Genomic DNA, 24,205 nt, shown 5'->3' with positions numbered 1-24,205 from the left:
GGGCAGGGTCTTTTAATGGCCGGCAAACGGGCTCGCCGTCGCCGGCCCGTGCTCTCGAAGGCTCGCCTCGGTGTGATTCGCATTGTCGCCGTCGCCGCGATCGGCGCGTTGCTGGCCACGGTGGCGATCGTCGCCGATGGTTTCGATGTGAAGCAGACGCCGGTGAACGCGAGTTCGATCTGGGCCTTGCAAAGCGGCGACGGCAACCGGTACGCCCGCGTCAACACCGACCTGGGGGAACTTGACACAGTAAAGACGGTGCCAGCGCCCAGCGAACTGGTACAAACCGATTCCACCGTGCTGCTCTTCGCCCAGAACAACGAAAAAGTCATCGATGTGAGCCTCGCGGCACCGATCAACCTCGGCGACGACGCGGGCGATTACGACAGCACGCCGGCCGGAACCCGCACCATCGCGTCGTCGGGTTCCTGGGTCGGGTACCTCACGAGCGCGGGAACGGTCTTGGCCGGGGCGGTCGGCGCTGTGGAAGAGCCCCGCGCAGTGAACCCCTTCGCCGACGACGAGGCCACCCCGGGCGAGGCGCCGCGCGCGTACCGCTCCGACGCCATCGCGATCACGCCTGACGGGGTGCTCTACAGCTACTCCAGCGAGGCAGAAAGCATGCTGCGCTACTCCATCGTCGACGACAAAATTCTCGGTGAGGACGCTGTCACCGACGGCCCGGGCGAACCCGGAAGTCAGCTGAGCGTCGTCGGTGACAGCTGGGCGTTGCTCAGCGTGGCCGGTGACGAACTGTGGCTGGCAGGTCAAAACGCACCGGTCGAGACCAATCTGAGCGAACTGGCCGTGCTGCAACGCCCGAGCACTACCGACGACGACGTGCTCATCGCCGACCAGACCGGCCTCGTCGCTTTTGCGCTTACCGACGGCGCCCGAACCGAACTGGTCGGCAACTCCGAAGCGGTGCTCGGTACTCCCGCCGCGCCGACCCCTTTTAAAGGGGAACGATACGCCGCCTGGCTGCCCGCTTCCGGTGCCGGCGGCACTCTGTTTAGCGAGAGCGGCGGCGAATCCGTACTCAGCTACGGCGCTCTCACTCCGAACGGCGACGCCGCGCCCGCGTTTCGCGCCAACGAGTCACTCCTGATTCTCAATGACACCCAGAGCGGATGGGTGTGGACCATTCCTGACGGAGCATTGGTTGCGAGTTCCCAGGACTGGACCCTGGCCGCCGCCGAAGAGCCCCAGCGTCAGGACGACGTGGAGGAAGCCTCCGAAGTCATTGACCCGAAGGCTCCCGTGGCCGTGCCGGATTCCTTCGGCGTGCGCGTCGACCAGCTCGTTCCGCTGCCGGCGTTGCTCAACGACCACGACGCCAACGACGACGTGCTCAGCGTCGTTCCAGCCTCGGTCACCGGCCTCGATCCCGATTTCGGCACCGTCACAGTCACGGATCAAAACCAGGCACTCGCCGTGCAGGTAGCCCCCGGCGCCAGCGGCTCGGCGACATTCAACTACGCCATCACCGACGGCTCCCGTACGGACGGCCTCAATTCGCCGTCGACCACGGTCACGCTTACCGTGCACGGCGACGACATGAACGCGGCGCCGGTCTGGTGCGGTACCGACGGTTGTCTGCAGGACTGGCCGAGCCCCGAGGTGCAACCGGGCGGAACAGTGACCGTGCCGGTGCTGCCCGGCTGGGTCGATCCCGACGGTGATCCCATTTTCGTCGCATCCGCTGTAAACACCACCGACATCGGCTCGGTCAGTGTGACGCCGGCCGGCGTGCTGGTCTACAAGCACCCGAACGCGGCCGAACAAACCGCGCAGTCGGCTACGATTCTGGTGCGCGTTTCCGACATTCACGGCGCTTCGACCGAGAAGGTACTCACCATCGTGGTCACGCCGACGCCGCGGCTCACGGTCGAGCCCTTCGCGCTGCTCGCGTCGGTGAACGAGCGGCTCACGGTGAACCCGGCCGAGTACATCTCGGGAGCCGCCGGCCTGTACCGCATCACGTCGGCGACGACCCCGTCGAGCGCCGACGGGGCGACCGTGAGCATTACCGCGAATGGCACCGCCATCGACTTCGCCGCGACCACGATCGGCAACTACACGGTCAGCCTCACCATCGCCGACGATGTGGCCGAGGTCGTATCGCTCGTGCGCATTTCGGTGGTGTCAGCGGATGCCCAGGCTCTCACCACGTCACCGGTGACGGTTTTCGTGCGCCCCAAGGCCGACACCAGTGTCGACGTCTTCACCGCCGTTTCCAACCCGGCCGGACGAGTGCTGTTGCTGGGCGAAGCGATTCCCGAGACCGTAGTCGGCGCCTCGCTCAGCGTCGACGTCGTCGGGCAGAACATTTTGCGGGTGCGCGGCTCGACTGTCGACGAACGGCCGGGCAAGCTCGGTACCGTGCGCTACACCGTGTCGGACGGCACCGAAAACCCGCTTTACACCGTGCGCGGCGAGGCCACCGTCTACCTGCTTCCGGCATCCGTTCCGCAGACACCGATCGCCAGAAACGACAGCGTCTCGGTGCGGGTCGGCGCCCAGATCGACATCCCGGTGCTCAACAACGATGTGGCGCCCGACGGCAATATCGTGATGCTCAACGCCGAATCGGTGCAGAACCGCAGTGACCGCGGCCTCGCCTTCGCGGCCGGCGCCGAACTGCGCTACCTCGCCCCCGAGGAACCTGGCAGCTATGAGCTCGCCTACAGCGTGTATACCGCTGGCGCTCCCGAACTCATCGACTCGGCCGTGGTGTCGGTGGAGGTGCTCGCCAACGGCGAGAACACGGCTCCGCAGCCGCACACCCTCTATGGTCGGGTGCTGTCGGGCGAGACCATTGAGATTCCGTTTGACAGCTTCGGTACCGACCCCGACGGCGATACCGTTGTGCTTGATCGGGTGCTCACCCAGCCGGCCCGTGGCACGGCCTCGCTCAATGCCACCGGGGATGCCATCGTTTACTCCAGCTCCCGCGACTATCACGGTGCCATCGAATTTCAGTACCGCGTGAGCGACACTGAAGGTTCCGTCGGCGTCGCTCTCGTGCGCATCGGCGTGCTCGACCAGCGCTCCAACCCGAGCCCGATCACCTTCAGCGACTACGTCGAGGTGCAGGCAGGCACGGGCAACCAGGTCGTCGTTTTTCCCGCCGCCAACGACGTCGAACCCGGCGGGGGCAGCCTGACCCTGAGTGCGGTCATCCCTGACGCAGCGGTCGGCACCGAGGAGTATGACGCTTTGGCGCAGCGCATCGGCTCCGTTACCGACGAGCGAGTGGTGTTTACAGCCGGCGACGAGCCGGGCCTGCTGACCTTCGTGTACTCGGTGACGAACGCCAACGACGACGTCGGCCAGGGACTCATCGTGGTCAAGGTTGTGCGCACCTCGGTGCCCGACTATCCGGTCGTGATCGATACGACCCTGACCCTCGACGAACGAGACGCGTTTCCCATGGGGATCGACGTGGTCACCGACAAGGTGTCCTGGAACTCTGGAGATGTGTCTGACCTCACCCTGACCCTGTGGGGTAACCACCCGGGCCTCGACGTGTCGGGGTGGAAGATCAGCGGCGACGTTCCTGACGAGGGCCTGCTCGCACCGTTCGCTCTAACCGGACTGAACTTTCAAGGTATCGAGTTGACCACCTATGGGTTCCTCCGCATTCCAGCCAAGGATGCGGTCATCATCGCGCTCAGAAAAGGAAACGTCGACCAAAACGTGCGGGAAGACGCCTCTGTCAGCTTTGATCTGAAGAGCCTCGTGTCGATTCCCGCTGATTCCACGCTGGAACTGCAGCGCACCGGCGTCCGTTCGTCGGGGGAGCGGGGCAACGCGACGTGCACGTTCGACTCCGGCACGACGGTCACCTACACGGCTGGTTCCGACGCGCCGTGGACCGACTCCTGCACGGTGCCGGCACGCATTGACGGGCAGGAGGACTACACGCAGCTGGTTGTGCCGATCGTGGTCGAGCCGCTCGACCCCCAGCCGGAACTGCGGCCGGCGGCGCTCACCGCAAGCCCCGGCTCTGAATCGATTCGGTACGACCTCAGCCACATGGTCGAGTGGCAGGGCAAGGGCGACGTGCCGGCACTGACCTTTGCGATCGACTACTCGTCTGACCAGTTCACCATGACGCAGGACGGCTCCATTGTCACGATCGGTGTTGCGGACAACGCCGTGGCCGGCCGCGAGGTAGCGGTCACGGTGAGCCTGTCGAGCCACCGCGAGGCGATTCCGGCGGCGCTCGCGCTCAAGGTCGGCCCGGCTCCGAGCGAACTGCCCAAGGGCGGCACCGTGGCGACGACCTGCACCCAGTCGTCGGGATCGAGCTGCTCGATCGCGGTCGTTGGCACTGCCGGCGAGGTCAACCTCTACCGCGGTACCCCACTTGAACTGGTCTCGGTCACCGAGCCGAGCACCTGCGACGGCGTGTCGTTCGCGGTTGAGAACTCCAAGAACGTACGAGCAACCTGGTCGGGCGACACCGCCGGCGGGGTGTGCGAGGCAAGTTTTGTCGTGCGCGACGCGCAGGGAAAACTCAGCGCCGGAAGCCGAAACGGGTCGATCACGGTGGACCTGCAGGGCTACCCGAAAGCCCCGAACGCCGTGGCTCAGATCGCTTATAACGACCGGGCAATCACGCTCTCGGTCAGCCCGGGCGGTGCGAATGCGGCCTACCCGGCCTTGGAAGGCTTCAACCTGTACCGCAATGGCGCCTCGGTGGCCCGCTGCGATACGTCGGGTGACTGCGGGGTTATTCGCACCGCTGACAACGGTGACAAGGCGCTCTACGAGGCCAAAGCCGTCAACGCGGTCGGTGAATCCCGCAGCGCCGTCAGCGTAACGGCCTGGTCCTATGCCACTCCGGGCATGGGCGAACTGACTGCGGAGCCGGTCTTCACCGAACGTACGAACACGGCGCAGGGTGTTGTTACCGTGAAGATCAAAAACGACGACCCATCAACCAACCGGTACAGCGTCGACGGCACGGAAGAAGCCGTTGCAACTCCCGGTGTTGGAACGACGGAATTCAGCCGCGTGCTGCCCGTCGGCGAGCAGACGATCACCGTCACCCCGTTGAGTAAGTACGACCAGCCGGCCGGCAGCGGACCCACCGACCTGTCGTTCAACCAGCCGGTGACCGTGGCCGGAGCTCCCTCGGTCACGGTGGGGACCCTGGCCTCCGAGAACACCTCGATCACGGTGTCGGGCACCGTGGCCGACAAGAACTTCAGCGCTGAGACCGAACATATTCTCTATGTGGCATCAACCACGCCCGGTGCCGTCTGCACGCTCACTCCGGCGGGATTCACTTCGGCTGGCAATCTCACCTCGAAGGATTCCACGATCGGTGGCCTGACCAAGCACACCGACTACTACGTGACGGTTTGCTATTCCAACGGATATGGGAAGGCGGCTGACAGCCGCGGCCCCATCACGACCTGGGTGCAGCCCTCCGCTCCGGGCGACGGTTCGTACACCTACGGCATGACGGCGCCGCCCAGTGGACTGCCGAGTGGACAGTACCTGCTCACGGCGCCCACGTCGTCGGCCACCGTTCCCGCCGACTTCGTAGTCGACTGGAAGAACTACGACGTTGTGACCGGCTCGACCGTTTTCGGTGCCGATCCCGGTATTAGCGTGCGGTACTGCATCGAAGACGACACCGCTCACTGCAGCGACTGGTCGACGGTGAAGCCAGCGGATACCGGTCGAGCCTGGCAGGTCGAATACAACGTGACCGCTTTAGCCACGCCGGGTTGCGTTGTCGGCGGAACCCTGGAGGTAGCCGTCACGGCTACCGACAGCGGTCTTGCCGAGAGCACTGTTGACGCAGCGCAATACGACGTACCCGGCGAGAACAGCACCCGCGTTTGGGCAGACGGGAACGAGAAAGTACCCGCCAACGCTGCGCAGACACGACAGGTCAAATGGACCATCAGCTGGACCGCCCCGCAGACCATAAACCTCAAGGCCGTCTCCGGAAGCCTGGCCGGTCCCATCGGCTGCGGCGCAGCCCCCGCTTCTTAACGACCCCGCCTCACTGAAAGAGCTCCCCACATGACAATCACCCCGGAACAGGCAGACTGGTTCACCGCGACCTTCACGATGATGGTCGACAACGTTGAGCAGGTCGTCCTCGGCAAGCGCCACGTGATCGAACTTGCCTTCACCGCGATGGTCAGTGAGGGCCATCTGCTGCTCGAGGATTACCCGGGCACCGGCAAAACCTCGCTCGCCCGCGCCATGTCGCAAACCGTGCAGGGCGTCTCCACCCGAATTCAGTTCACCCCCGACCTGTTGCCCGGCGACGTGACCGGCATCACCGTCTACGACCAGAAGACCGGCGAGTTCGAGTTTCACAGCGGACCCATCTTCGCCAACGTCGTACTCGCCGACGAGATCAACCGGGCCAGCCCGAAGACCCAGTCGGCACTGCTCGAAGCGATGGAAGAGGGCAACGTCACCATCGACGGCGTCACCCGTTCCACGGGAGTGCCGTTCCTGGTCATCGCCACCCAGAATCCGATCGAGCAGGCCGGGACCTACCGGCTGCCAGAAGCTCAGCTCGACCGGTTCATGATGAAGGCGTCGCTCGGCTATCCCGATCTCGCCTCGACCATTCGCATTCTCGAGGGTACCGCTGACGTGCGCCATGAACTCGCCCCCGTCATCACCCCGCAGGCGCTCGTGAGCATGAGCGACATTGCACGCTCAGTGTTCGTGAACCCGCTCGTGTATGACTACATCGGCCGCCTGGTCGAGGCCACCCGTGACGCCCGCCAGGTGCGCATGGGCGTCAGCGTGCGCGGCGCCCGTGCCCTCACCAAGGCTGCCAAAACCTGGGCAGTCGCCCACGGCCGCACCTTCGTCACGCCCGACGATGTCAAGGCCCTCGCCGACCAGGTGCTGGCGCACCGAATGGTGCTCGACCCCGAGGCGGAGTTCGACGGCGTCACTGCGAGCGCTGTCATCGGCCAGATTTTGCTTGACGTCGTTCCGCCCAGTCGGACCGACCTGGCGTGAGCTTCCACACCGAATCGCGTCGCGCACTGACATCGACGCTAACGCGCACTTCCACCCAGACCCGGTCTGCCACGCATACCCGGTACAGCACCACGCGCAGAGCCAAGTCAACGACGTTGACCCTCGTGGGCGCTGTCGTGCTCTGGATGCGCGTGTTGCGAACGGTGCGAACCGGTGTGAAAGCATCCGTCGAATGGGTCGGCGAAACGGTGACGCCGGCCGGCTGGGTGGTGGTCGCGGCCGCGATCGTGCTGCTGCCGCTCGGCCTGGTCTTCGGCTGGACCGAACTGATCGTCACCGGCTGTGTGGCGGTCGCGCTCATTCTCATCTCGTTGCCTTTTCTGGCCGGCGGCCGCGCTTATAGCGTGGATTTCGTGCTGCCGGTCGATCGGGTCGTGGCCGGTTCCGAGGTGCTCGGCACCCTCACCGTGACCAACGTCTCTAAACGGCTCGAGCTGCCGGGGCGCGTCGACGTTCCCATTGGCAAAGGGCTGGCGGATGTCTACGTTCCGCTCCTACGCGCCGGCCAGGTTCACGAAGAGCACGTTCGCGTGCCCGCCTACCGCCGCGGCGTCATCGACGTGGGCCCGGTCACAACCGTGCGCAGCGACCCGCTCGGCGTGCTCGGCCGCGAAGTTGCCTGGGCCGACGTCAACCGCCTGTTTGTGCACCCGGTGACCGTGTCGATTCCGAGTACGAGCGCCGGTTTCGTGCGCGACCTCGAGGGCAACCCCACGAGCGATATCGTCGACTCCGACATCTCCTTCCACGCCATTCGTGAGTATGCCCCCGGCGACGGGCAGCGGCACATCCACTGGAAGTCCACCGCGAAGACCGGCAAACTCATGGTGCGCCAGTTCGAAGAGAGCCGCCGCTCACGCCTGGCCATTGTGCTTAGCCGGAACGCCGCGGAGTACGCCTCCGAGGAGGAGTTCGAGATGGCGGTCAGTGCCGCCGGCTCGCTCGGTGTGCGCGCCATTCGCGACGGGCGGGACCTGGCCGTCGTGGCGAGCGAGGAGATCCCCGATATCGTGCGCAGCAGCATCCGTTCTGTGCGCAGCCTGAGCGTTGTGTCCACCCGCACCCTGCTCGATGACCTCACCGCGATCGAAACCAGTCCGCACGCGATGCACGTCGAAGACGTCTGCGTGCTCGCCGCGCAGGTGGTGCCCGATATTTCCATCGCGTTCGTGGTCTGCGGCTCCGTCATGACCGCGCGGCGCCTACAGGCCCTCACCCTCAAATTTTCTGGCAACGTGCAGGTCGTCGCTGTGCTGTGCAACCCTAACGAACAGCCGAGCTTTCGCGACCTGGCCGGCACGAGCGTGCTGACCATCGGCGTGCTCGACGACTTTCGCTCCCTGCTGAGCCGAAGGGCCGCATGAGCGCGCCCGTACAATATCGTGCCCACGTGATCAACGCCCTGTTCATCGTGGCGATGCTGCTCGTTGCTGCGTGGGCCGCCTGGCCGATCTACCAGGCCACCAGCTACCTGATCATGGCCGCCGGAGCGATTCTGACCGGGGTGGCCCTCGCCTGGCTCGGTGCCCGCCGGGGCTGGTCGTGGTTCACCGTGCTGCTCGCCGTTCTCGGTGCGTACCTTGTGCTCGGAGTTCCGCTCGCCGTGCCGACCGCCCTCACGGGTATTGACGGCGTGCTCGGTGGGCTGCTCGACCTGGTGACTGCCACGGTGTTCAGCTGGAAAGAGCTTGTTACCATCCAACTCCCGGTCGGCTCGTATCAGTCATTGCTGGCCCCGGCCTTTCTGCTGTTTCTCGGCGGCACGACGGTCGCGCTCTCGCTGGCCTGGCGCGCCGGCCGGCTCGTGGCCCTCGCTGTGCCGCTGATCTTTGGCGTGCAACTGTTCGGCCTGGTTTTCGGGTCGAGTGCCGTGAGCGTTCCGTTGACCGTGGCCGGGGTGAGCGTGCCGGCTCCGCGCGAAAGCCTGATCGGCCTGGCCGCTCTGCTGCTAGCCTTCGGTTTTCTGGCCTGGCGTACCCACCTGGCCCGAAGCGCGGCGCTCGACCTGGCTGCCCGCACGACCGGTGTACAGCGCACCGCTGGCGGTCTGGGCGGTCGCGTCCGTCGGGCCATTCTTGCCGGCGGGGTACTCGTGCTCGCCATCGGCATCACCCTCGGCGGACTCTCGGCCGTCGCAGCCACGCCGACCCGTGAGGTGCTGCGCAGCAGCATCGACCCGGCCGTCGAACTGCGTGAGTACGTCAGCCCGCTCAGCCAATACCGCAGCTACTTCAGTGCCGAGCAGTATGATGCCGAGCTGTTCACGGTAACCGGCACCGCGGTCGACGACGGCACCGACTCGCGCGTGCGTCTGGCCGTACTCAGCTATTACGACGGTGAAGTCTTTCGGGTCGTGAACCCGGCCGACGGCGAGACCGACCAGACCACCGCCTTTGCTCGGGTGCCGCACTCGCGCGGCGTAAGCGCCGAGAGCGCCACGACCCAGTTCGACATTGCCGGGTACTCCGGCGTTTGGATGCCGGGGGCCGGCGCGCTGTCGAGCATCCGCTTTGCCGGTGATCGCGCTGCTGACTTGAGCGACGGATTCTTCTACAACGCGGGTACGGCATCTGGAATTCAACTCAAAGCCCTCGACAGCGGTGACCGCTACACGATCGTCTCCGAGCAGCAAGCGGATACGACGGACCTGGCCGGCCTCACCCGGCCGGCCGGCAGCACGATCGATGAAACGCTCATTCCGCAAAGCCTGGTCGACTGGGTCGACGCCCAGGCGCTTACGCAAGACGGCGCCGGTTTGGCCGAACTGGTCACCCGCCTGCGCGAGCGCGGCTACCTCAGCCACGCCCTGACCGTACCGGCGGCGGCCTCCTGGACCGCCGACCTCGGCGACTACCAGTTCGCACCGAGCTTGTCCGGGCACTCGGTCGCCCGCATCGACGCGCTCTTCACCGCGCTGCTCGAGAAGCAGAACAGCACGACTGCCACCGAGAATTCTCAGCTCGTGGCCGGAATCGGTGACGACGAACAGTTCGCCGTGGCTACCGCTCTGCTCGCCCGTCACCTCGGATTTGAGTCTCGGGTGGTGCTGGGATTCACCCTCGGAGGGGCCGATGCTGCTGATTCGGGCGTACCCGGCGATTGCCTCGCGGGTATCTGTTCGGGGCAGAATCTAGCGGCCTGGGTCGAGGTCGGTAGCGGCGACAGCACCTGGGTCACCGTCGACGCGACCCCGCAATTTCAGAACCCACTCTCACCCATCGACGACACGACGCGCGATCCGCAGTACAACACCGAGGTCATCGTCGAGGGAGCCACCGAGCAGCGCGCGCCAGAGGCCAACCCCACCAGCGGCGAAGATCAGCAGGAGCAGGATTCGGTCACCGGCCCCGACCTGGCCTGGCTGTTCGCGGCCCTGAAGATTGGCGGCATCAGCCTGGCCACACTGCTCGCCATCAGTACGCCCTTCCTGGTCATTCTCGGCGCCAAACTCAAACGCCGCCGTGACCGAGCGCGGGCTACCGACGTGTCGGCGCGGTTTGCCGGCGGCTGGGACGAATACATCGACGCCGCCGTCGACCGCGGCCTGGCTGATCAGGGAAGCATGACCCGGGTCGAGACCGCCTCGCACTATCAGTCGGTCGGTGGCGCACAGCTCGCGACCATGGCCGACCGGGCCGTCTTTGGCGAAACCTCGCCGCTGGCCGCCGAGAGCGATGCCTTCTGGGCACTCGTCACGGCCGAACGAGCGGGCCTTGCGGCGAGCGGAACCCGGCGCCAGCGCCTGCGCGCTGCCATCTCGCTGCGCTCCTTTTCTCGACTGGCGGATGCCCGCCGACTGTTTACTGTTCGCCGACGCACGTCTCGTTACGACGTCACCACCGTGCGCCCGAACCGGCGCGACACCAGCAGAATGGGGGAGCGGCCGCCCGTCAGCGGCCGCGAAGTATAAATGAATGAATCATCTGGAGCGATGATCGCAATCGTCGTGGTCACTGTGCTGCTCAGTCTCGGCGTGTACGTCTTCTCGTCGATCGGTCTCGGTAAAGTCTTTGTGAAACTCGGAGAACAGGCCTGGAAGGCCTGGGTGCCGATCGTCAACAGCATCACCCTATATGAACTCGGCCGCTACTCGGCCCTGTGGGTGATTGGCCTCTTTATCCCCATCGCGAACGTGGTGGCTGTCGTCGTGCTCGTAATGGCGGTCAACAACGTCAACCGGCGCCTCGGCCACGGCGGCGGCTTCACCCTGCTCTACCTGGTCACCATTCCCATCTGGGCTGGCCTGCTCGGGTTTGGAAAGTCCGTCGACACCGGCTGGATGCCCGGGATCCCCGCGACCGGGTATGTTCCATTTGCTCCGGTAACGCCGCTATCGATGACGCCAGCACCTCCGGCAGCTCCTGAACCGGCCGGCCAACAGGTGCTGACACCGGTGCCGCCCGTACCGCCCGTACCGCCTGCACCACCGGAGGTGCCTGCTCAGCTGGCCGTTGCGCTACTTCCCCCGGCCCCGCCGGCAGCGTTTCAAGCGACCGCAGCACCCGCCCCGCTCGCACCTCAGGTTCCGCACGGTCTGCCCACCGGTCCGCCGCCGTTCTACGTGAGCGCACCTCCGGCACCCCCGGCCCCGCCGGCACCAACTCCAACCCCGGCTCCGCCAGTGTTGTCGGCCCCGGCCGCTGTGCCCGCACCGCCGGTCATGTCTGCGCCGCCGGCCCCGCCGGCCTTACCGGCGCCGCCGGTCATCGTCGCGCCGCCCGCGCCTCCCGTTGAAAGTGCACCGGTCGCCGCACTGGTGAATCCATGGGCTCCGCCGGCGCCGGTCGTTCAGGCGGTTGCTGCACCGTTCGCTGCTGCTCCCCGCGAGTCACTGGCCGCCGAACTCCCGATTGCTTTGCCTGGTGAGCTCGCCCTTGCCGCCGCGGAGATCGCTGCCAGGGTAGTCCCCGCGGCAGTCCCCGCGGCACTTCCCGCAGCCGTCCCGACACCGGTGCCCGCAGTGCTTCCGGTCGCGGTTGCCGCGCACGTTTCTGCGGTCGTTCCCCTCGCAGCGCGCGCAGCACACGCCAGCGAGGCATCCTTAGACGCCTCCGAAGACGCCTCCGAAGACGCCTCCGAAGACGACCTTGACGAGACCATGATCGTGGTGCGTCGGATGAAGCCGTGGACGCTCGAAACCGAACACGGGCTGAAAGTCTCGCTCACCAAGCCCGTCGTGCTGCTCGGCCGTAACCCCGCGCGAGGCGGAACACATTCAGACGCACAGTTGGTCCCCCTGCATGACCCCGGTAAGACGGTGTCGAAGACCCACGCCCGCCTGGATTTTGTCGATGGAGCGTGGGGCATCAGCGACCTGCACTCGACCAACGGTGTCGTGCTCATTGATGGCGGAGGCCTTGAAAATGAGCTCGATGCGGGTGCGAGTGCGCCGCTGACCGATCGGTTCCTGTTGGGGGAGCTCGCGGCGCGCATCTACCTGGAGGCTTGAGCCATGACAGACCTCGCTGACCCGCGAGCGACCAGCGCCGGGGTATCGCTGCAGTGCGGCTCGCGCACAGATGTCGGCCGCAAACGTCACGAAAATGAAGATTCCCTGCTGGCGTCCCAACCGGTGTTCATCGTCGCCGATGGCATGGGCGGGCTCGAAGCCGGCCAGCGAGCCAGCTCCGCCGTAATCGCTGAATTTCGGGCCTGCGTCGACCGCATCGATGTTGTGGCCGGAGACGTGGTAGCTGCGGTTGAGCGCGCCCACACCCGGGTTCGCGCCGTGTCGGATTCGACCGGGCGGGGCGCGGGCAGCACCCTCACCGGTCTGGTGCTCATCGACCACGAGGATTTCCCGCAGTGGCTCATCGTGAACGTCGGCGACTCGCGTGTCTACCGCCTGCACGGCGGCGAGTTTCAGCAGCTCACCGTCGACCATTCCCTCGCCCAGGAACTCATCGATGAGGGTTCGCTTCTGAAAGCGGATGTCGCCAACTTCGCGCGAAAAAACGTCATCACTCGCGCGATGGGCGCCGACAACAGCAAGGCAGACTACTGGCTGCGCCCGGTCGTGACCGGCGAACGTCTGCTGGTGTGTTCCGACGGGCTCAGCGGCGAGCTTTCCGACGAGGCCATCAAGGCCGGCCTGACCTTGGGCGGCAGCACCCAACAGACGGCGGATGCGCTGCTCGCCGGCGCTCTGGAGCACGGCGGACGCGACAACGTTTCCGTGATTGTGATCGATGTGATCGCCGGCGGGGTCAGCTCGTGGCACGGCGTCGCGATCGGCGAAGACCAGTCCGACACCCGCACCGAAGACACCCGACCGGTGCAACGAGTGGCCCGCAATGCAGCCCGCTGAACCAACAGGAGTAGCTGGGCCCGACATTGATGACACCATCATCGTTGAGCGAACTGCCGACGAACACACGCGTATCGTGCGGCGAGCGAATGATGACCACACCCGCCGTGTGGTGCGGCAGCCCCCCACCGAAGTCGGAGCTTCTGCGGCCACGCCGCACGAGGATGACGCAACTGCCGACCAGGCCGACCAGGCCGACGAGGCCACCGTGCAATCCATTAGGGGCAGCACGGCCACCGACACGCTCTTGAGCGAGCGGCGGGCGGCCGCCCCCGTCCATACTCCGGTCGTTGATTCCCTGCAACGTCGATATCAGCCGCCGCAGGTGCAGAGCGGCGCGAGTGTGCGCTACGCGGCGCGGCCGACTCCGGCGATTATTTCGCCGAAGGCCCCGGTGCCAAGGCCCGACGTGCCGCCCGACCTGGCCCGTCTCCGTCTCGCCGACGCGGCCGCCGTAATTCGCGAGCGTGCCGAAGTCACGAAACGCCGCCGTCGCCGATTCACCCTGATGGCGATCATCTCCAACACCGTTCTGGTCGTGCTGGCAGCCGCCGCGTTCACCGTTTTCACGATTCTCACGTGGTAATCGCGCCTCGTCCGACCGTCACCCCCATACTGTGCCTGCTTCCGCACGCACCGACCAGCTAGGAGCTTTACTTTCGTGACAGATTCCACCTTCCCCCTGCACCGGGAAGCCGCCGATCCGGCCACCCCGCAGGCTCGGCTCGCGGAGATCGCCGCCGCCCACCACGAGTTGCACCCCGTCATCGCCGGAAACCCGTCGTGCTACCCAGCCCTGATTGAGTGGATGCTCCAGCTCGGCACTATCGCGCCCGTGACGCCAGCCCCCGCCCAAGTCACACCCACCGCAGCGGCCCCATTTGCCGCCGCTCCGGTCCAGGCAGCAGACGCTGCGGTATCCGCTCTGGCAAACCCCTATGCAAAACCAGGCCAGACCTCCAAGCGACCGCGCAAGAAACTCCTGATCTGGGGCTTAATCGGCGTCGTCGTGTTGCTCGTCGCCGGTGGCGGCGTGTGGGCCTACGGGGCCGTCTATTCGAAGCTGAGCGGGGCATCCTCTCCGACGGCCGCGGTCGAGAAACTGCTCGACGGCACAGCCAAGATAGACCTGATCAGCCTGTACGGCTCGTTGTCTCCCGCTGAGGCTGAATCGTTCAAGGCTCCAATCGATCAGCTCGGCACCATCGCCATGGACGACGAGAACGGCGACCCGATCGACCTACCGGAGCTCATCAATACGGTCGTCGACAACTTGAATATCACCCTGACCGGGCTTGAACTCGAGGCAGAAGACATTGAAGACGGTATCGCGATCGTCACCATCACGGCGGGTGAATTGACGATGAACGGTGATGCCGAAACGATCACCGACGCCTACCTTGAGGTCCTGGCGCCGCAGCTGCGCCTGCAGCAGGAGGCGTGGGGCTCGGACGACAGTGACATCGACTCGATGATCGCCGACCTGCGCGAGTCGTCGATCGACGACCTGAACGACCTACTGCCGTTCACGCAGACCGCCGCCGACCTTGCCGACACTCTCGGACACGATGCGACCATCGTCACCGTTCGTGAGGGCGGCTCCTGGTATGTCAGCCCCCTGCTCACTACCGGCGAGAACATACTGCAGAGCGGATCGGACAATTTCACGCGAGGCAGCCTGCTCGCCGCCGACGACGTGGCCACCTTCGACACCGCTGACGCCGCCGCCGAAGGATTTGCCGAGGCCGTGATCGCATTCGGGGAGAACGGCGACTACGACGACCTCGCCGCCGTCTTACCCGAAGCGGAACGTCGATTTCTCAGCCTGTACGGTGACGCGCTCATGCCCACCGATGGTGACGGGGACTACGACAACCTTCAGATCACCGACTTTGGGGTGACCCCGCAGGGCGCCGGCGACACCGCCCATCTCGACATCGACAGCATCGTGATCGATGGTGACGGCTACAGCTGGCCGTATCGCACCGAATTCTCCGGGGTCTGTGTCACCACGGAGTCGGGTTACTCGTCGTTCGACGGATGCCTCGACGATGCTGTCTGGATGAAGGAGCTCGGTGCCGATAGCTGGCGGGTTCTCGCCGCGCAGGACAAGAGCGGATGGTTCGTCAGCCCTATGCGCTCCGCGGCCGACGTGACCGGCATCGCCGTAAAGAACCTGGTGCGACTCAGCCAGGACGGCGAGCTCGACCGGCTTTACCAGTAACAACCACGCAAGCCAATGACAACCACGCACGGCAGCAACACGAGTGCAGAACGAACACAAAGGACTCAGATGACTTACGACCCGAACGCCCCCCAGCAGTCGCCCGCGGCGCAGCCCGCACCTCCGCAGTACGTCGCGCCGCCGGCCGCCCCGCAGTACGTCACGCCGCCGGCCGCCCCGCAGTACGCCGCGCCCGTCGCGCCGCCGCAGTACGCGCCCGCGCCGGCCCGACCGAATCCGTTCGCGGGCATCCCCGCGTCAGACTGGGCGCGCGACGGCGGAGCGCTGCTGTTGCTCCTGATCTCCCTGGCCCTACCGTGGATGTTCAGCACTGACTTCGGCATGAGCGAAACGATCGGAGCGACCGGCCGCATCGAAGTCATCCTGATCACTCTGCTGTCGCTGTCCTCGCTCAGCCTCACCTACCTGCTGAGGGCGGGCGTCTTCGGTCCCGGCGTCGGCCTGGCCCAGATCTGGTTGATCCGGCTGCTGGTCAACGTTCCGTACGTGCTCCTCGTTCTGGGGTTCATGCTCGTCGACGCTTTCTCGAAGGATGAGACGACCGGGCTCGGTTACGCGGCAGCCTTCGGACTGGCCGGGGCCTTCCTCGCTGCGCAGCCTCGCTCCGCAGAACTGGTCGGAATCGTCGGCTACCACCCGGTCGCCCGCCTCTGGTACCGCATAGTGATCGGCTATGGCGCGGTCATGAGCCTGACCGTGCTGGGTGCGATCATTCTCGGAGTCGTAGGATCAGCCGCTCCGGTCAGCGCAGTGGTGCTGCTCACCGCGGTCGTGGCCGTGCTCGCCGGTGCGGCCGCTGTGCTGCTGCCCATCTACGGAATATTGCGCGGCAACGCGATCTGGCTCACCATCGGGCGCACGCTCGGGGGCATCGCCCTCGGAGTCATCACGATCGACGCGCTCACCGATTTTGGTCTGTCCGTTGGCGGGATCGAATCGCTGGGCTGGGGCGGCTACCCGCTCATTCTGCTTGCCGGGCTGTTCGGCCTGACCTCGACGCCAGCGCTGCGGCTGGCGATGGTACCGATTGAGCCGATTGCCAAATGGTTCGGTGTCGCGTCGCTCACGCTCGTGCTCATCATCGGCACCGCCGGGCTGAGCGTGCTGATGGTTATTGCGAACCTCATCGGCAGCGGTGCTAGTACCGGGTCTACCGGACTGAACATCGGCGCCACGATCGTGCTCTCGATCATCATCGTTGTCGCGGTTATCGCCCGCACGACCCTGCGGTCAAATCCGGCTGGCAGCCAGTGGCTCGTGCTCGGCCTCACCGGCCTCATCACCGTGCTCGGAATCGTTTTCGTCGTGCTGCGCGGACAAACCCTCACCGACGACAACCTGAATGAGCTCTATTCCTGGCTGTTCGAGGGCGCGGGATTCGCCTCCTTCTCCCTGGTTATCCTCAGCACAGCGGCGACGCTGAGCCTCGCCCTGGCCTTTGGACTGCCCGCGCTGGTGTTCTACGCGCTGACCATGCCGGCACCCGTTCGCAGTTATTTCACCCAGTACGGACCGGTTCGGGCCCAGGCCCAGGCAACCTACACCGGCTATGCGGCGGCGCCGGCAGCCGCGCCGACCACTCAAGCGGATGCCACGGCGCCCGTCGTTCCAGCCACCGCGCCCCCCGCGCCCCCCGTGCCCCCCGTGCCCGTGGTAGCACCGCCAGCTCCTCCTGCAGCGGTTCAAACGCCCGTCACGGAAGCCATCCCAGCGCCGGTCCAAGCGCCGGCCCCAGCTCCCAGCGCGGCGAGCCTGGCGGCCGGCGACCCGGCCACTTCGGCCGCCGAGCTGTATGACCTTGCGCAAAAGCACCCGGAGGTCTGGCCGCAACTGGCGGGCAATCCGAGCACTTACCCCGACCTGCTCACCTGGTTGGCACAGTCGCCCGACCCTCTCGTACAGCAGGCGCTGCGCGCCCGCGGACTTTAGCCCACGCGCTTTAGTCCACCGAGCACCGGCCCAGCGCTTCAGCAGTCGCTGGGCCGGACGGTCGACCACACCTCTCTCACACTCAGTACTGGAGCCAGCCCGTGAATCCCACGCTCATCGCCTTGCAGAACCTTGCCGCTGACCCCCAGAGCAGCCCGGAGCGCCTCGCCGAGCTTGCCCAACAGCATCCGGAATTGCGGGAGACTATCGCGCAGAACCCCGCGAGCTATCCCGGGCTCCTGCAGTGGATCGCCGAGGTCACAGCGGCGGATCTGGCAGCGGCAGAGTTGGCGAACGTGGAGCTGGTTGCAGCCGATCTGCCAGTCGGCCTCGGGAGTAGTGGTTCGGCCGCGCCGGAGCCGCGGGAGCGCAAGGCGCGCTGGTGGATGGCCGTGGCTGCGGCGTCCATTCTCGCCCTCATGCTGGCGAGCGGTGCCGGCGGAGTCTTCGCCGGTTGGGCCGTGGCTAATCACTTGGTCGTGGCTGAGGTTACGCGCACGAGTCCAGAGGTCATCACCGTGGCATTGCCCGAATATCAACCGGGCGACGTGGCCATCATGCCCGATGTGCGCGGACTCGCTACCGATCGGGCACTGCAGGCTATCGTCGATGCGGGTGTCCCGGCCGAACTCATCGAGGTCGCCACCCGTCCGGCAGCCGGCGTGGTCGGCGTCATCGTGCAGCAAACGCCGGTCTTCGGTGCCGAGAACCCTACGAGCGTCACGATCCTGGAATCCACGCCCGCCGTCGTGCCTGCCTTAGCCGACCGTTCCGCCGCTGAGATTATCGACGAGCTGCAGGGTATGGGGGCCCGCGTTGAACAGACGCGCCAGTACGTCCCCGGTGCCGTCATCGGGATGGTCACCAGCGTCATTCCGGCGCCCGGTTCGGCGCTGCCCGAATCGGTCGCGATCATCATCGCCGACAGTGCCTCCCGCATTCCGCTCGACGATGTTGAGATGAGCGAGGGGTCTCCAAACACGAGTACACGGTCCGTGGGAGGCCAAGATTACGACACCGTGCTGGCGCTGTCTTCCAGCACCGACACCGAAACATTCAACTGGTCGCTCGATGGTTATGCCGCCGAGATTACCGGTGCGCTCGGCCTCGACGACGATTCCTCGTCCGACGATCCGGTTACGGTCGTCGTGCTCGCCGACGGCGCCGAAATTGCCCGTTATACGGTGGTCAAAGGCCCATCGGTAGCGTACAGCTGGCTCGTCGCCGGCGTGACCGACCTCACAGTGCAGGTCACGAACACCGAATCAAATCGCGGTTCGCGGGTCGTGCTGATTGTGCCCGAAGTTCTGGGCAGCATCGACGAACTCGGAAAGTTCTAAGTGAGTGCCTCGGGGGCCGCTCCGACACCGCGTCGTCGCGCAGCACTCATCATGATCGCCGCCGGGCTCGTCGTAACCCTGGTACTGGCGATCGGGGTCGTCTGGTTTCTCATCGACGGCCGCAGCAGCGCCTCCGCCGGCACGCTCGATGGTCTCGACGACGCAGGCCTGGCCGGAAGCTGGCACGCGGTCGAACCGTTCGCGGTCGGGTCAGAAGACCTCGTCGCAAATGCCGTGACCGAGTTTTCCATCGACAGAGCGGATGCCGCGCTCCCCAAAAATACCACCTCCGTTTTGCTGCAGTTCGAGATCGTACCCGGCGACCAGACCGGTGCAATCGTGGTTGGTGCAGAGCCGAGCGACAGCCCGTCCGTGAGCTTCAGCGCTAACGTGCCTGGCACGACCTCGCAACTCGTACTGCTCGACGACACGGGATCGTTCACCCTGACCGCCGACCAGACGGTTACCGTCACCTTGACCCTGTTCGCCTACCTGCAGGTCGCCGAAAAGGGTGAGCCGGCGGTCGGCCCCGGCGGCAGCGTGGCCATTGCACCCCGCCTCGTGATCGACACGGAGGCAGGCCTCGGCGGCACGCTCGCCGCCATCGACACGCCGATCACGCTCAGCCCCCAGGGTCTCGGCGACGTGCCGACCGAAGACGTGGCGGCAGTCTGGCTGCAGGTTGCCCTGCTCGGTTCCGACGCGAGGCTCAGCCTGCCCACCGAGGGCGCCGATGACAGCCCGGCGGTTGTGCACAGCAGCGGAGCCTGGACGAATGCACTCATACTGGTCCCGCTCGATGATCGCGGCCTGTTCCAGTGGAGCTTTAGCGGCACAGTCGACGCTGTGCATGCGAGCGTGACCGGCTGGGTAGCCGGCCAGATCCGGTCGCTCGACGCTGCCACCATCGTCGGCGGGCTCGTTCCCGTCGCTACCACCGCCCTGGACCCGGCAGACCCGGCGCCGACCCTGCCGACAGCGATTGACAGCGCGGCCGTCGGATCCGCGCTGTACAGCGTCGAAATCACGAGCGCCGCACCCGGCACTGTGAGCGCTGACGACGGTGACAGCCGGGCCGATGAACGACGTGAGACGACCCTGCCGGTGCGTGGAGCGGCATCCTCTCTCGTCATCGCGGGCCCTGGCGGCACCATCAGCCTGCCAGACGGAGCAATTGCGGAGTCGCTCACCCTGCTCGGCTACTTTCCCACCGTACTGCCGGCCAACGATAACGCGCCGACGCTCACTATCACCCAACCGGCCGCCAACGGCACGGTCAACCTCGGCGACGCTGGTGGAACCTTCTCCATTCGCGGCACGATCGAGCAAGCGGATGCCGGTGTGCAGCTTGTAGAGGTGCGTCTGGGCAATCGTTCCATCGGAAGTGCCCACGTCAACACGACCACGACTCCGGTGAGCTGGAGCATCGAGACTTCTGCGACCCCCGGCGAGCACGAGGTGAGCGTCACGGTGACCGACTGGGCCGGCCAGACCGGCCAAGACGATGTCGCGTTCAGCGTAGACGTACCGGCCGAGAGTGCGGCCATCGCCAACAACCGCACCGTCGTGCTCGATGCGGCGAGCCTCAACGTAGCATCCAACCTGACAGCCTCATCGATTTCCTTTGCCGGGCTGTCTCCGGCCGTCGTCGGCGAGTTCATCGTCGCCGGGGTGTCGACGGCAACGCCGGACGGCATCATGCGTGAGGTCACCGCGGTTGAACTCATCGACGGGCTCGTGGTCCTGACGACCCGGCCGGCAGCGTTCGGCGACATCGTGCTACAGGTCAATCATCGAATCGTGGATCAGGCAGTGCTGCCCCCGGGCGCCGAAGGCACAACCACTGCGGCCGATAACGCCCGTGGGAGCAGCCATGATCCGGTGATCGTGCCCGCGTCTTACCCCGCCGTCAGCACAGCCACCGATCGGACACCCGACACCGATCGGACACCCGCCACCGATTCAGCAAAGGAGACGCGCATCGGCGTCGTCGACGTGAGCGCCAATATCAAGCTGACCACCAAACCCGAGGCGTCCGTGAAGTTCGAGAGCAAGAGCGCGAACATCAGCAGCAACATCACGGCGGTTGTTGAAAGCGACGCCGCCAGCTCATCGACGCCGAGCGCGACGCCGAGCGCGACGCCGAGCGCGACGCCGAGCGCGACGCCGAGCGCGACGCCGAGCGCGACGCCGAGCGCGACACCGACTGCATCAAATCCGACCCCGACTTCAACTCCACCGTCCACAAAAACAACCAAGACCGCCGAATTCACCGGTGAAGCCGGCGTGGAGTTCGATGTTGCATTTGAACTCGTGAGCTATGCCACCCTGACCATCGAGATCGCCCCGGTATGGGAGTGGAGAAGCGATGTGCGAACCGTTCTGGCTGAATTCGAGGCGAGCGTCAAACAGCAACAGACGCAAACTATCGAGGTAAGTTCATACGGCAAATTCGAAGTGGCCTTTGGCATCAAGAAGGAGCATCGCCTACCCAAACCGCCTTTGCAGGTGACGCCTAACCAGATGCCCAATATCTCGCTCGGACAACTCCTGGGAGTGATCCCCACGCCCGTACCAATTCCTTGGGTCTTGACCTTCGATCTGAGCACTGAATTTAATTTTTCGTTGGCGCTCACAGGCACCTTCACTCACACCAGCGTCGAGCGCACGACCCGCGAGTTCGGCGTGCAGCTGATCAATGGAAAGCTCAAAACGTTCGATGACAGTGTCACCGAGGTTGCACCCGCGGTGTGGAAGAGCGACATCGAACTTGAGCTTGGAGCCAAATTCGGTGTTCGAATCGACGCCATGGTCTACGACATGGTCGGTTTCTATGCCGGCCTCAACATCAAACCGAAATTCACTTTGGGCATCGAGTCGAGCACGGCGGGCGATGACAAGAACGACGTCGTGCGCACGACGACCGGCGAGATCGCCCTCGAACTTGTCTTCGGCGTGAAACTTGAAGTCTTCGACAAGACGCTATTGAGTTGGGAGGCTTCACCCTACGAGTTCTACAAGAAAGTACTTTGGGACAAAAAATACCAACTCAATGACCCGGCAACGACCGGCGATCAAGCGGATGTAGACGCGGTGACGAACCCCGACACTGCCACCGGAACCGGCAACCGCGCACTGCTCGTCGTCGTAGACATTTCTGGATCGATGATGGGTGAACGTATAGAGAAGGCACAGGACGCCCTCACCGAGCTGGTGATGAGCCAGCCGCTGGGAGCCGAGGTCGGCATCTGGACCTACGGTGGCGGCTGTGACGAACCTGGTGACTACGCCATCGAGGTCGAACCCGTCATGGGCACAGGCGATCTGGTGTCGGAAATTCACGGCTTCACCGCCGGTGGCGGTACCCCGACCGCCGAAGCGCTGCTCGCTGCGACCGCGCAGTTGCAAGAAGACGGCCATACCGGCGCCACCGTGGCTCTGGTATCCGACGGGGAAAGCGGGTGTGGCGATCCCTGCGATGCCGCGGCCCAGATTCGCGCGCAGGGTTTCGACCTGCAGGTGCAGACCGTTGGCTTTCAAACCTCCGGCCTGGGCGAAACTGAGCTCAAGTGCATCGCCGATGAGACCGACGGCACCTACACCTCCGTCGACGACGTTGATGCGCTCGCCGACAAGCTCTCCGAACTCGGTCGAGCCAGCATCGATCTAACGGTCGCCGCCGGCGATACTATTTTGGCCAATCAGGCCCAAAACGTTGACGTCACGGTCACGAACCCCTCTGGTCGGGACGCGGCAGACATTACCGTCGCGCTCACCTTTCCGAGCGGTGATCTGGTGCCGCTGGTCAGCCCGTCACCGCAACTGCTGTTCGGCAACCTGCCGCCAGGGGCCAGCAGCACGCAAAGCGTGCAACTGTACAGTACGGTGCAGAACGCGATTGGCGCCACCGACTATCGGGTGATTGCCTGGGGTCCAGAGGTCGATGCCGTCATCGTCGAAGGCAGCTACGTGACCCTGCAGCAGCGCACCGAACCGATCAAACCCGGGCCTATTCTGGCGGATGCCGCGACGAGCGACTATCCGGCAGCTCTCGTCGGCGACGGCCTGGCGTCAGCAGACCCCGGCGCCGCCTGCCGTTCTGACGGTGGCGGTGACGGTGATAGCGGAGCCGCCGGATACGCCGTCGCTGTGGCCGCATCGACCGACCCGGTCGTGCTCGCCTGCGCAGCAACGTCGGGCAATAACTTGCTCGGTTCGCAAGTGCGAAGCGGCGCGGACAACCAACTTGAACGCCTCGCAGCCGAGCCGGCCGTGAGTGAGGTGGTCGTTTCGGTTGGCGCCGCCGACGTGGGGCTCGATGCCCTGCTTGCCCTATGTGCCAGCTCCGGCTGCGCGCTCGACGATCAGGCCGTGCGCACCGTGATCGGCAAGGCTCAGGCGCTTGACCTGGGCCCGGTTTACCGCAGCATTTGGGCGACGGTGAACACGGCCCAGGCCCGTGAAGCTCGCGGTGGCGCCCACGCGCCGGTTATCGTGACGGCCTACCCGCAGCTGTTTTCGAGTGACCGCGGCATCGATTGCACCTCAGAGTGGGGCCGCGCCGAAGCCCGTGTTGGACACACGGTCATCGCCTACCTGAACGCGTCCCTTGAAACCGCGGCCCTACGCGTGGCCGCTGACGGCTATGAGGTCTACTACGTCGCCGGGCCCGAAGATGCCCTGCAGCCCAACCACACCCTGTGCGATGACGACAGCTTCGTGACGGTGACTGGCGAGGGGCAGCTTGTGCCAAACGCCGACGGCTTCGCCGCGATCGGTGATGCCCTGCTGCTCTGGAGCCAGAACCGTGCGCGTGTCGAACCCACGGCATCCGCTTTGGCTAGCGCCGAGCGCTACGCGGTGCCTGCGCCCAGCTTCAGTAAGTCCATTGGCCGTGCAGTCGCTGGCCTCGCCAATCCCACGAAGTTGGCCGAACTTGGTGTGAATGGCCCGGCTGTGCACGTGTCGCCAGGGCAACAGGTGCACGTCACCGGTTCCGGCTACCTGCCCGGCTCGCCGGTGGTCGTGACCCTCTTCGGCGACCCGAGCATTCTCGGCACCGCCACAGCGGATGCCGCCGGCCGCGCCGAGCTGACCGCCATCGTTCCGCAGCAGACGGATCTCGGCACAGCGACCCTGACCATGAACGGTGCTTCAGCGACCGGGCTGGAACTGGAGCTGGTTCGCGATCTGCGGATCGGCGCTCTCGTGCCGGTTTGGATCGTGGCCACCGTGTTCGGCGGCCTGTTGTTGCTGCTGGCCGCGATCGGTTTGGCGCTGTTCGCCCGCAGCCTGGCCAGGGGTGCCTCGCGTCGCCGCGCCCGCTAGAGTCCCGTTGCGTGCACGCGGAAT

11 protein-coding genes are annotated in these 24,205 nt (G+C 65.6%); all 11 read left to right on the top strand.

Annotated elements, in window-relative coordinates:
* Positions 1-15 precede the first annotated feature (15 nt).
* A complete protein-coding gene (locus CXY70_RS16680) occupies positions 16-6,015 on the top strand; it encodes an Ig-like domain-containing protein (RefSeq protein WP_104193433.1) in 6,000 nt (1,999 codons plus the stop codon).
* A 30-nt stretch (positions 6,016-6,045) separates the two neighbouring features.
* Entirely contained in the window at positions 6,046-7,011 is a 966-nt protein-coding gene (locus tag CXY70_RS16675; RefSeq protein ID WP_104193432.1) for a MoxR family ATPase, read from the top strand.
* Positions 7,012-7,136: 125 nt separating this feature from the next.
* A complete protein-coding gene (locus CXY70_RS16670) occupies positions 7,137-8,396 on the top strand; it encodes a DUF58 domain-containing protein (RefSeq protein WP_233206013.1) in 1,260 nt (419 codons plus the stop codon).
* Positions 8,393-10,942 (top strand): transglutaminase domain-containing protein, encoded by a 2,550-nt coding sequence (locus tag CXY70_RS16665; RefSeq protein WP_104193430.1) that lies wholly within the window; start codon positions 8,393-8,395, stop codon positions 10,940-10,942. Before CXY70_RS16670 ends, CXY70_RS16665 begins: the two co-directional genes overlap by 4 nt.
* Positions 10,943-12,481 (top strand): DUF5684 domain-containing protein, encoded by a 1,539-nt coding sequence (locus CXY70_RS17640; RefSeq protein ID WP_146066170.1) that lies wholly within the window; start codon positions 10,943-10,945, stop codon positions 12,479-12,481.
* A 3-nt stretch (positions 12,482-12,484) separates the two neighbouring features.
* Entirely contained in the window at positions 12,485-13,339 is an 855-nt protein-coding gene (locus CXY70_RS16650; RefSeq protein WP_104193428.1) for a PP2C family serine/threonine-protein phosphatase, read from the top strand.
* Positions 13,326-13,925 (top strand): hypothetical protein, encoded by a 600-nt coding sequence (locus CXY70_RS16645; RefSeq protein WP_104193427.1) that lies wholly within the window; start codon positions 13,326-13,328, stop codon positions 13,923-13,925. The genes CXY70_RS16650 and CXY70_RS16645 overlap by 14 nt, the downstream gene beginning before the upstream one ends.
* A 75-nt stretch (positions 13,926-14,000) precedes the next feature.
* Entirely contained in the window at positions 14,001-15,563 is a 1,563-nt protein-coding gene (locus CXY70_RS16640) for a hypothetical protein (RefSeq protein WP_104193426.1), read from the top strand.
* A gap of 69 nt (positions 15,564-15,632) precedes the next feature.
* Positions 15,633-17,513: a hypothetical protein gene (locus tag CXY70_RS16635; RefSeq protein WP_104193425.1), complete on the top strand. Its 1,881-nt coding sequence runs from the start codon at positions 15,633-15,635 to the stop codon at positions 17,511-17,513.
* 101 nt (positions 17,514-17,614) lie between these two features.
* On the top strand, positions 17,615-18,853 hold the full coding sequence (locus CXY70_RS16630; RefSeq protein ID WP_104193424.1) for an NPCBM/NEW2 domain-containing protein: 1,239 nt from the start codon (positions 17,615-17,617) through the stop codon (positions 18,851-18,853).
* The gene (locus CXY70_RS16625) at positions 18,854-24,181 is read left to right on the top strand and encodes a VWA domain-containing protein (RefSeq protein ID WP_104193423.1); all 5,328 of its coding nucleotides are present in this window, start codon (positions 18,854-18,856) and stop codon (positions 24,179-24,181) included.
* Positions 24,182-24,205 lie beyond the last annotated feature (24 nt).

The organism is Cryobacterium sp. Y82 (assembly GCF_002929495.1).
Classification (GTDB): domain Bacteria; phylum Actinomycetota; class Actinomycetes; order Actinomycetales; family Microbacteriaceae; genus Cryobacterium; species Cryobacterium serini.
Note: the sequence above shows the minus strand (reverse complement) of the source record. Positions and strands in the feature narration are given on the sequence as shown.